The 9518-nt window shown below is 57.4% G+C and carries 11 protein-coding genes; 4 read left to right on the top strand and 7 right to left on the bottom strand.

All coding sequences use genetic code 11. The features are described 5' to 3' along the window. Positions 1-216 precede the first annotated feature (216 nt). Both RX972_RS21940 and RX972_RS21935 read right to left on the bottom strand, forming a co-directional pair. Positions 217-510 (bottom strand): BolA family protein, encoded by a 294-nt coding sequence (locus RX972_RS21940; protein ID WP_027902053.1) that lies wholly within the window; start codon positions 508-510, stop codon positions 217-219. 15 nt (positions 511-525) lie between these two features. After that, a complete protein-coding gene (locus RX972_RS21935; protein ID WP_027902054.1) occupies positions 526-1053 on the bottom strand; it encodes a DUF2059 domain-containing protein in 528 nt (175 codons plus the stop codon). A 170-nt stretch (positions 1054-1223) separates the two neighbouring features. Between RX972_RS21935 and RX972_RS21930 the strand changes: the two genes are divergently transcribed. Next, entirely contained in the window at positions 1224-2618 is a 1395-nt protein-coding gene (locus RX972_RS21930; RefSeq protein WP_122805729.1) for a class II fumarate hydratase, read from the top strand. Beyond that, on the top strand, positions 2611-3225 hold the full coding sequence (locus tag RX972_RS21925; RefSeq protein ID WP_027902056.1) for an NAD(P)H-dependent oxidoreductase: 615 nt from the start codon (positions 2611-2613) through the stop codon (positions 3223-3225). The genes RX972_RS21930 and RX972_RS21925 overlap by 8 nt, the downstream gene beginning before the upstream one ends. Here RX972_RS21925 and RX972_RS21920 read toward each other — a convergent pair. The 3 genes from RX972_RS21920 to RX972_RS21910 form a co-directional block, all read right to left on the bottom strand. Next, entirely contained in the window at positions 3222-4184 is a 963-nt protein-coding gene (locus tag RX972_RS21920; protein ID WP_316878442.1) for a DMT family transporter, read from the bottom strand. The genes RX972_RS21925 and RX972_RS21920 overlap by 4 nt on opposite strands. 97 nt (positions 4185-4281) lie before the next feature. Further along, positions 4282-4896: a tRNA-uridine aminocarboxypropyltransferase gene (locus tag RX972_RS21915; protein WP_316878439.1), complete on the bottom strand. Its 615-nt coding sequence runs from the start codon at positions 4894-4896 to the stop codon at positions 4282-4284. 9 nt (positions 4897-4905) lie between these two features. After that, positions 4906-5799 (bottom strand): LysR family transcriptional regulator, encoded by an 894-nt coding sequence (locus RX972_RS21910; RefSeq protein ID WP_027902059.1) that lies wholly within the window; start codon positions 5797-5799, stop codon positions 4906-4908. A 296-nt stretch (positions 5800-6095) separates the two neighbouring features. On the opposite strand from RX972_RS21910, the gene speB reads away from it, so the two are divergent. Continuing rightward, positions 6096-7046, top strand: coding sequence for an agmatinase (gene speB, locus RX972_RS21905; protein ID WP_027902060.1), 951 nt, complete (start codon positions 6096-6098; stop codon positions 7044-7046). Between the two features lie 177 nt (positions 7047-7223). After that, positions 7224-7478 carry a hypothetical protein gene (locus RX972_RS21900; protein WP_099270611.1) on the top strand — a complete coding sequence of 85 codons (255 nt, stop codon included), beginning with the start codon at positions 7224-7226 and terminating at the stop codon, positions 7476-7478. A 115-nt stretch (positions 7479-7593) separates the two neighbouring features. Here RX972_RS21900 and RX972_RS21895 read toward each other — a convergent pair whose 3' ends face one another. Continuing rightward, the gene (locus RX972_RS21895) at positions 7594-7722 is read right to left on the bottom strand and encodes a PA1414 family protein (protein ID WP_264760712.1); all 129 of its coding nucleotides are present in this window, start codon (positions 7720-7722) and stop codon (positions 7594-7596) included. Positions 7723-8003: 281 nt separating this feature from the next. Beyond that, positions 8004-9368 (bottom strand): DNA recombination protein RmuC, encoded by a 1365-nt coding sequence (gene rmuC / locus RX972_RS21890; protein WP_161628611.1) that lies wholly within the window; start codon positions 9366-9368, stop codon positions 8004-8006. Positions 9369-9518: the final 150 nt, after the last annotated feature.

The following is a 9518-nucleotide window of genomic DNA, read 5'->3' as shown; positions in this document are numbered from 1 at the left end:
GGCAGGACGCCGGGTTAGCCGCATTGGGCCATGGATGGCCCGTTGCGGCGGCCCACGGTTTCAGATCTGCGGGCGGGTACACCGAGCGACAGCGAGGTGCCGAGTGATGGGGTAAAAGCCTTTTGGTTACTTTTGGGCTTTTCAAAAGTGACGCGCTGTAAAAGCGCAACCAATATCAGCCATTACCCGACATCGGATATGTACACAAAACAGCTGTCAGTCACCACCCGCACAAACAGGCGAAACCGGCGCAGCGCCGGTTTTCGCCCACTCGACCGGCGTATAGGTGTGCAACGCCAGGGCATGAAACTCGCCCATCAAGCCGCCCAGAATGCCGTAGACCTTCTGGTGCCGCTTGACAGCGTTAAGCCCCTCGAATTGCTCACTGACAATCACAGCCTTGTAGTGAGTCTGCTCGCCACGGCTATGCATATGGCTCTCATCAAGCACTTGCAAATGCAATGGTTGAAACACAGCCAGCGCCGACTCGATTCGCGTTTGCATAGTCATGACAGGCTTCGCTTATCAGGGCTTTTTGGCAGGAGCAGGAGCGGCTTTCTTGGAAGGCTCCAGTTCAGTCGTCATGTCAGCCAGCAGCTTGTTGACGACAGGAACAGCGCTTTCCAGCTTGCCCTGAGTCAATTGAGCGGACTGCTGAGTCAGCTCAGGCATCTTGGTCAGAACCTTCTTGCCCAATGGAGACTGGTAAAACGCAACCAGATCCTTCAACTCACTTTCAGTGAAGTTCGCCGTGTAAAGCTTGACCATGTCCGGCTTCAGCTTGTTCCAGCCGATGGCCTGGTCCAAAGCAGCGTTGGCTTTGGCCTGGTAAGTTTCGAGAACGGCTTTTTTAGCCTCTGGTGCTTTGGTTTCGGCGAAACGCTGAGCAAACATCTGTTGTACTTGCATGTACACCGGGGTGCCCAGCTTGTCGGCGTTAGCCAGTTTCAAGAAGGTTTCAGCGCTGGCGTTGTGGCTGGCGGTATCGGCAAGAACCTGGCCGCTGGCACATACCAGAACAGCCGCAGTACAGATGGCGCGAAGACGGGTCATCGAGTTTCCTTTCTAGCAGTCGAGGCAGAACCTCAGGGCCGACCATTCTGCGCCCATGTCTGCTTTTGGCTCAACCCCTGACTGCCCAAGCGGTTAAAAACCACGATCGGGGGAACCCAGATAGGATCATGGAGCCTAAACTGCGCATACAAACTTAAGGAGTGAGTCCAGTGAGCCGCACAGAAACCGATAGCATTGGTCCGATCGACGTTCCCGATGACGCTTACTGGGGAGCTCAGACTCAACGCTCACTGATCAATTTCGCCATTGGCGACGAGCACATGCCGTTGCCGGTGCTGCATGCTCTGGCCTTGATCAAGAAGGCCGCCGCCCGGGTCAATGACCGCAACGGTGACCTGCCTGCAGACATCGCCCGGCTGATCGAACAAGCCGCCAACGAAGTGCTCGCGGGCGAGCTGGACTCGCAATTCCCGCTGGTGGTCTGGCAGACCGGCAGTGGCACCCAGAGCAACATGAACGTCAACGAAGTTATTGCCGGACGGGCCAACGAACTCGCGGGTCAGGGACGTGGCGGCAAGACGCCCGTCCATCCCAACGACCACGTCAACCGCTCGCAAAGCTCCAACGATTGCTTCCCGACCGCCATGCATATCGCGGCTGCGCAGGCCGTCAAAGAACAGCTGTTGCCAGCAATTGCAGAGCTGTCCACGGGCCTGGCCGAACAGTCGGCGCGGCACATGAAGCTGGTGAAAACCGGGCGCACGCACATGATGGACGCGACGCCGATCACGTTCGGCCAAGAGCTGTCGGCCTATGTCGCACAACTGGATTACGCCGAAAAAGCCATTCGCGCCACCCTCCCCGCGGTCTACGAACTGGCCCAGGGCGGAACGGCAGTCGGCACCGGTTTGAATGCGCCCCATGGTTTCGCTGAAGCAGTGGCTGCAGAGCTGGCCGCGTTGTCCGGTCTGCCATTTGTGACCGCACCTAACAAATTCGCCGCACTGGCGGGCCACGAACCGTTGATGGCCTTGTCGGGCGCGCTGAAAACTCTGGCCGGGACGCTGATGAAAATCGCCAACGACCTGCGCTTGCTGGGCTCCGGTCCCCGGGCCGGGTTTGCCGAGGTGAAGCTCCCTGCCAATGAACCTGGCAGTTCAATCATGCCCGGCAAGGTCAACCCGACGCAGTGCGAAGCGCTGTCGATGCTGGCCTGTCAGGTGATGGGTAACGACGTCACTATCGGTTTCGCCGCCAGCCAGGGCCACCTGCAATTGAACGTGTTCAAGCCCGTGCTGATTCATAACCTGCTTCAGTCGATTCGCTTGCTGGGTGATGGCTGCCGTAACTTCAACGAGCATTGCGTGGCGGGCATGGAACCCGATGCCGGGAAAATGGCTGAGCATCTTGAGCGTGGCCTGATGCTGGTGACGGCGCTGAACCCGCACATCGGTTATGACAAGTCCGCACAAATCGCCAAAAAAGCGTACAGCGAAGGTCTTACCCTGCGTGAAGCGGCACTCGCACTGGGCTATCTCACCGATGAACAGTTCGACGCCTGGGTGCGACCGGAAAAAATGCTCGAGGCTGGCAGTAATGGTTGAGGCCAGACACGGCGCGACCCGTCTCGAAGGTGACGGCAAGCGCATCCTGATGATTTTCGGTACGCCGAAAAGCGCCAGCTTCGGCCATGCCTTGGGCGAAGCCTATGCACAAGGTGCCCGCAGCGGCGGGCATGTGGTGCGCATGCTGAAACTGAGCGAACTGGATTTCGACCCGGTGCTGCATAACGGTTATCAGCAAAGTCAGATGCTTGAGCATGACTTGCTGGAAGCCCAGCGCGAGATCCATTGGGCTGAGCATCTGGTGTTTGTCTATCCGGTCTGGTGGGGTGGTTTGCCGAGCCTGCTGACAGGGTTTCTGGACCGGGTGCTGATGCCCGGTTTTGCCTTCAAGAGCCATGGCCGCAAGAGTGCAGCCAACGAATTGCTCAGAGGTCGCACGGCGGAACTGCTGGTCACGATGGACACGCCGCCGCGCTACTTCCGATGGGTATATGGTGCCCCGGCACATCGGCAGATGGTCCGCACCGTACTGGCCTTCTGTGGCATCAAGACCAAACGCCTCAGCGAGTTTGCGCCGGTGCAGACTTCGACTGAGGAGCAACGTCAGCAGTGGCTCAAAAAAGCCGAACAGCTCGGTAAACGCTAAACCTGACTCGCCAGCCTGGCTTTGCGAGCGCGCAGGCCAGCCAGCAAAGACGGCCCTAGCGCTACCACGGCCGAACCCACTACTACCAGCACTGCCCCGCCATATCCCAACGCATTGATATCCTCATGCTTGACGAAATCCGGCCACAGCCAGGCGGCGACGGCAACCGATGCGAAGGTCACTAACGGCGTCAACGCGAGGGTTGCACTGACCCGGGATGCTTCCCAATGGGCCAGCGCTTCAGCAAACGCGCCATAGGCAACCAGCGTATTCAGACAGCATGCCAGCAACAGCCAGCCCTGCACCGGGCTAAGCAGCAATGCTTCCATCGGATGCGCCCAAGGTGTGATCACCAAAGCGCAAAACAGGTAGATCACCATCATCACCTGGAACGAATTCCACACGGTCAACAGTTGCTTCTGGCTCAGGCCATAGAACGTCCAGACTGTCGCCGCCAGGAAGGCAATCAGTACGCCCGTGGTGTATTCGCTCATGGATGTCAGCAGCTCTGCGAGCCGCTGATTGAAGAACAACGTAAAGCCGACCAGCAACACCGCCAGACCAAAACCCTGAGCAATGGTAAAGCGCTCCTTGAACAGGAAAACGCTGCCGATCAGCAGCAGGATCGGCCCCACCTGAATGATCAATTGCGCGGTGCCGGGGCTGAGAATCTGCAGGCCAAGCAGGTACAGGATGTAATTGCCGACCAGACCGAAGACTGCCAGCGCCACGAGGCCTTTACCGCGCATGCCCAGCGCTTTGAAACTGGGCAATTGCCGTTTCGCGGCCAGCCAGATGAACAACAACATCCCCGATACCATCAGCCGGAACCAGGTCACTGTGACCGGGTCCATCACCTGCAGAACCTGCTTGAGCTTGATCGGCAGAATGCCCCACAGGAACGCGGTGACCAGCGCCAGACAAAGGCCATAGACCCAGCGGCCAGAAGAAATATGCATGAAGAAAAAGTCCCGGATATAAAGCAGGGAGACAGTCTAGGCCCTACGAGCCTGACGACACAGTTACAGTTGCGCAGTGAGAACGCTGACAAGTGTTTTAGTCAGCCTCGACCTGGCGCGGTTCAACATGATTACGCTGGTAGGTTTCATCGCCCATGGCTGCGATCTGCTGGTCGATCAGCGCCTCAAAGGGCACTAGCAAGGGCGCGAATGAACGCGGGGCCTCAATAATCTGCAAGGCGCAGGTGATCGCTTCCAGTGTCGAAAGCGCGTCCGGCCCCGGTGCTTTTCGCAGGCGGTAGCGCGATTCAGGGGCCGTGGCCAGCGTCACTCGCGGCAACGCGGCCAGCTCCGGATTCAGATGCAGCAGCTTGCGCGCCTTGCGCCAGGTCCCGTCCGGAACCACCAACAGAATCGGCAGACTGTCCGCTGGTTGCGCCACCAGATTCTGTGCCCCCTCCCCCGGAAACAACAGGCACGGTCGATAGCCTGCCGGATGGAGCAACGCGTGCAAATCCTCGAAAACCTCACCTACTACCCACTGGGAATTGTTCAGTCCCAGCGCCGCCAACCGCGCGGTATTCAGCGCATGGTTCACTTCACTGGGATGCTGCAGGATCAGTACGCGGGTGCGGCTGTCCAGCTGTGGGATCAGTGAACACAGGCAATGGCTTTCGGGACGCAGACAACGTTCGCAGCGCGGGCGGGACATCGGTGTTCCTCAGATCGGGTTGAGTTGCGCTTTGAGCAAGTCGCGGAAAGTCTGGATCAACGGCTCACGGCTACGTCCGCGTCGCACGATCATGGAGAACGGTGCCTGATAGCCAAACGTCGCAGGCAGCAGAACACGCAGATGACCGGAGTCCACCCAGGATTGCGCGTAGTGCTCAGGCAAATAACCGATGTAAGCGCCCGACAGCACCAGAATCAATTGCGCCTCCATACTTTCCACGGTGGCAGCGCTGTGCTTGAAACCGTGCCGGGCCAGCTCTGCCTGGCTCCAATAACCGCGCCCGACCATCCGTTGCTGGGCGATGACAGGCTCAGGGATACGCCGCTCGGTAAACAATGGATGGCGATTACTGCAATACAGCCAGTGCTGCTCGCGATACAGCGGCTGATAAAGCAAGCCGTTCATGCGTGTGGAAAACGAGCCAATGGCCAGATCCAGACGGTTATCCAGCACGCCCAGCTGCAACTCATAAGGGCTCATCACTGACAGATGCAAATGCACGGCGGGATGTTCCGCGCTGTACGCACCGATCACTTCGGCAAACGGCAAAGCCCGGTCGCTGACGGTGGAGTCCAGCACCCCGAGGTTCAGGGTGCCGCGCAGTTCGCCCTTGAGCGCTGCGGCGTAGAGCTCGAAGCCTTCAAGCTCGCCGAGCAGGCGCAAAGTTTCCTGATGGAACAGCTCTCCCTTGCTCGTCAGGCTGAAACCGCCCCGGCCTCGATGACACAAGACGATCCCCAGCGCGGCTTCAAGTTGGCTCATATAAGTACTGATCGCCGAGGTCGACAGGTTCAACTCCTGTTGCGCACTGGCAAAGCCTTGATGACGCACCACACTGGCGAAAATCCGCAGGAGTTTGAGATCGGGTAAAGCGCTGGGCATGGAGGGGGTCCGGTAGAAAATCAAAATGTACTCACAACCCCTGTGGGAGCGAATTCATTCGCGAAAGGGCCATTGCAGACAATGAAAAAGTGTCGTCTGGCAAAACGCCTTCGCGAATGAATTCGCTCCCACAGACAGCGTTAGGGCGATGCTTTCGCGCTGTTACGAGACCCGCAGCTTAGCCCAAAACCGCTTTAGTTCTGAAATTCCTGAACTAAGTATTTCGCTCCAGCGATTGTTCCTCGCCCCCATGCTTCGCAAAATCGGCCCATTGAAACCAACGCTGAGGCATTCTCGTGGACAAGATTTTTCACCAGCCACTGGGCGGCAACGAAATGCCGCGCTTCGCCGGTATCGCCACCATGATGCGCTTGCCGCATTTGCAAACCGCAGCAGGTCTGGATGCCGCATTTGTCGGGGTTCCCCTGGATATTGGCACCTCGCTGCGCGCCGGCACCCGCTTCGGTCCTCGCGAAATCCGCGCCGAATCGGTGATGATCCGTCCCTACAACATGGCCACTGGCGCTGCGCCGTTTGACTCGCTGTCCGTCGCAGACATTGGCGATGTTGCCATCAACACGTTCAATCTTCTGGATGCCGTGCGCATCATCGAAGAGGCCTACGACGAAATCCTCGGCCACGACGTGATCCCTCTGACACTGGGTGGCGACCACACCATCACCCTGCCCATCCTGCGGGCCATCCACAAGAAGCACGGCAAGGTCGGTCTGGTGCATATCGACGCCCACGCCGACGTCAACGACCACATGTTTGGCGAAAAGATTGCCCACGGCACCACGTTCCGCCGTGCCGTTGAAGAGGGTCTGCTGGACTGTGACCGCGTTGTGCAGATTGGCCTGCGCGCTCAGGGTTACACCGCCGAAGACTTCAACTGGAGCCGCAAACAGGGTTTCCGCGTGGTCCAGGCCGAGGAATGCTGGCACAAGTCGCTTGCGCCTTTGATGGCTGAAGTGCGGGAGAAAGTCGGCGGCGGCCCGGTTTATCTGAGTTTCGACATCGATGGCATCGACCCGGCCTGGGCACCGGGTACCGGCACCCCGGAAATCGGCGGGCTGACCACGATTCAAGCCATCGAGATCATTCGTGGCTGCCAGGGTCTGGATCTGATCGGTTGTGATCTGGTGGAAGTCTCGCCGCCCTACGACACCACAGGTAACACCTCGTTATTAGGTGCCAACCTGCTTTATGAAATGCTCTGTGTTTTACCGGGCGTTGCTCATCGCTGAGCTGTATCTCTGCGCAAAAAGGATGCCTCAGGGCATCCTTTTTTATTTCCCGTGAACACGACAGATGGCGAGGATATTGGCGAATATGAGCTAGCCTTAAAGGGATAGCCGAATGGACACTCCCCTTGTTTTACGGAAGTCAGGGCTGATCCTCCAACGACAGAACAGGGGATTATCATGGATCGTGACGAAGTGCGAAGGTACGTCGAGGGAGCCCTTGGGGTGATCCTCGTCGACAAATCAGTGATTAGAGAGAGCCGAACGCTCGAAGACCTTGTTCTTGACGAAGAAGACATTGATGAGCTCTTCAAGAAGCTTCACGAATCTGGAATCAACGTCAAGAAACGGGAAAAAGAGGAAGCGTTGAAGCACCCCGAAAGCACAACAGTGATGGCGTTGATTGATCACATCTTTGTAAGCTTGCAGAAATGACAGCGGGTTGTGTTATTCAACGGAAAACACACTTTCGGGTAGTTTCAGGTAATCAAGACCTGAACGCTACGACGACGGGACGCGGTCGCGTCCCGGAGGGATGGCGCGGTACTGACTACCGACGCTGAGGCTGACGGCGCCGTTTGTCGTCGGTGCGCACCGGTACAGGTTGCAATTTAGGGCGCTCGATCAAACCCAGAGCAACCCCGAGATCATGAAGCCAATCTTGCAATTTAGTGTCCATATAGCCCCCCTTCAGGGAAATACTTAACGGCTGGTTCTCAAGCCGCTTGTTACAGATAAATAGTAGTGCCGAATCACACTTTACGCCTGCTCACGCAGTCTTGCGGAAAAACATCTTTCACGATGTGTTCAATGTGACATTTCTTGTGTCCATGCCGCGTATTTATGCGACAGACGGTGGGATGGGAGATTCGCGATGATCTGTAGGAGCCGAGCTTGCTCGCGATGAACGATAACGCGGTTTCCGTCACGCCAACTTCCGCCATGAGCAAACCCGCCACATCACTCCGGCAGCTGCACCAGCCCCTCATCATCGGTCATTGCTTTTTCCAGCAAGTCAGCAGGCAGGTTCTTGCTGGCCCGGGCGCCGAGTAGTTTGAGCTGTTCACTGCGGCTTACCAGGTTGCCGCGCCCGTCAGTCAGTTTGTTGCGGGCGGCGCTATAAGCCTTGTCAAGTTGCTGCAGGCGACTGCCGACTTCATCCAGATCCTGAATGAACAACACGAACTTGTCATACAGCCAACCGGCACGCTCGGCGATTTCCCGGGCGTTCTGGCTTTGACGCTCCTGTTTCCACAAGCTGTCGATAACCCGCAAGGTAGCCAGCAAGGTGGTCGGACTGACGATCACGATGTTGCGATCAAAAGCTTCCTGAAACAGATTTGGCTCAGCTTGCAGGGCCGCAGAAAAGGCCGCTTCTATCGGCACAAACAGCAGAACGAAATCCAGGCTGTGCAGCCCTTCAAGACGCTTGTAATCCTTGCCGGACAAGCCTTTGACATGATTACGCAGCGAAAGCACATGCTGCTTCAGGGCAGTCTGACCGATCACATCGTCGTCGGCACTGATGTACTGCTGATAGGCCGTCAGGCTGACCTTGGCATCCACCACCACTTGCTTATCGCCGGGCAACATGATCAGCACATCAGGCTGAAAGCGCTCGCCGTCCGGTCCCTTCAGGCTGACCTGGGTCTGATATTCGCGACCCTTTTCAAGACCGGCATGCTCAAGCACACGCTCAAGAATCAGCTCCCCCCAGTTACCCTGGGTTTTCTGCCCTTTGAGTGCGCGTGTCAGATTGGTCGCTTCATCGCTAAGTCGCAGATTGAGCTGCTGCAGCCGCTCCAATTCTTTGCCCAGAGAAAAACGTTCACGGGCTTCGGCTTGATAACTCTCCTCCACACGTTTTTCGAAAGACTGAATGCGCTCTTTAAGAGGATCAAGCAACTGGCCGAGCTGCTGCTGGCTGGTCTCTGCAAAACGCTGTTCGCGCTCATCAAAAATCTTGCTGGCCATTTCCGCGAACTGAGCCCGCAGCTCATCCCGGGAACTCTGCAGATCGTTCAGGCGTTGCTGATGATTTTCCTGTTGTTCGCGAAGCTCGGCAGTCAATGCCGCGCATTGCACATCCAGACGACGCAATTCCGCTTCTTTATTAGTGCGCTCATGGTGCCAGTCCTGGGCAGCGGCCTGGGCGTTATCGCGCTCATGACGCAGCAACTCGACTTCACGACGCGTTGCGGCCAGGTCAGCTTGCTTGACGGAGTTGGCCTGACTCAGATCACTGATCTCATCACGGCAGGCATCCAGCTGCGCATTCAATCCGTCCTGAGCCATTTGTGCAGTGCTCAGTCGCTCGTCGAGCAGCGCGGTGTCCGCTTGTTGCTGAGTCAGCTTGCGCTGCAGCTGCCAGGCCAAAACCAATAGTGGCAACGCCGCTGCACCTAGCCCAAGAAGCAGGCTGTTCAAATCCATTGCCATAGGGACTCCAGGATGCCGGATTCATGCAGCATTATG

The sequence above is a fragment of the Pseudomonas syringae group sp. J309-1 genome, from assembly GCF_032582135.1.
Taxonomy (GTDB): Bacteria; Pseudomonadota; Gammaproteobacteria; order Pseudomonadales; family Pseudomonadaceae; genus Aquipseudomonas; species Aquipseudomonas quasicaspiana.
The sequence above is the reverse complement of the archived record's forward strand: the minus strand, read 5'-3'. Positions and strand labels throughout refer to the sequence as shown.

What these genes read in the sequence shown, in the direction of transcription:
- RX972_RS21935 (WP_027902054.1), bottom strand. Translation starts at nt 1,053, where the DNA reads ATGACCCGTCTTCGCGCCATCTGTACTGCGGCTGTTCTGGTATGTGCC.
- RX972_RS21915 (WP_316878439.1), bottom strand. Translation starts at nt 4,896, where the DNA reads ATGTCCCGCCCGCGCTGCGAACGTTGTCTGCGTCCCGAAAGCCATTGC.
- RX972_RS21900 (WP_099270611.1), top strand. Translation starts at nt 7,224, where the DNA reads ATGGATCGTGACGAAGTGCGAAGGTACGTCGAGGGAGCCCTTGGGGTG.
- RX972_RS21940 (WP_027902053.1), bottom strand. Translation starts at nt 510, where the DNA reads ATGACTATGCAAACGCGAATCGAGTCGGCGCTGGCTGTGTTTCAACCA.
- RX972_RS21920 (WP_316878442.1), bottom strand. Translation starts at nt 4,184, where the DNA reads ATGCATATTTCTTCTGGCCGCTGGGTCTATGGCCTTTGTCTGGCGCTG.
- RX972_RS21895 (WP_264760712.1), bottom strand. Translation starts at nt 7,722, where the DNA reads ATGGACACTAAATTGCAAGATTGGCTTCATGATCTCGGGGTTGCTCTG.
- RX972_RS21910 (WP_027902059.1), bottom strand. Translation starts at nt 5,799, where the DNA reads ATGCCCAGCGCTTTACCCGATCTCAAACTCCTGCGGATTTTCGCCAGT.
- RX972_RS21925 (WP_027902056.1), top strand. Translation starts at nt 2,611, where the DNA reads ATGGTTGAGGCCAGACACGGCGCGACCCGTCTCGAAGGTGACGGCAAG.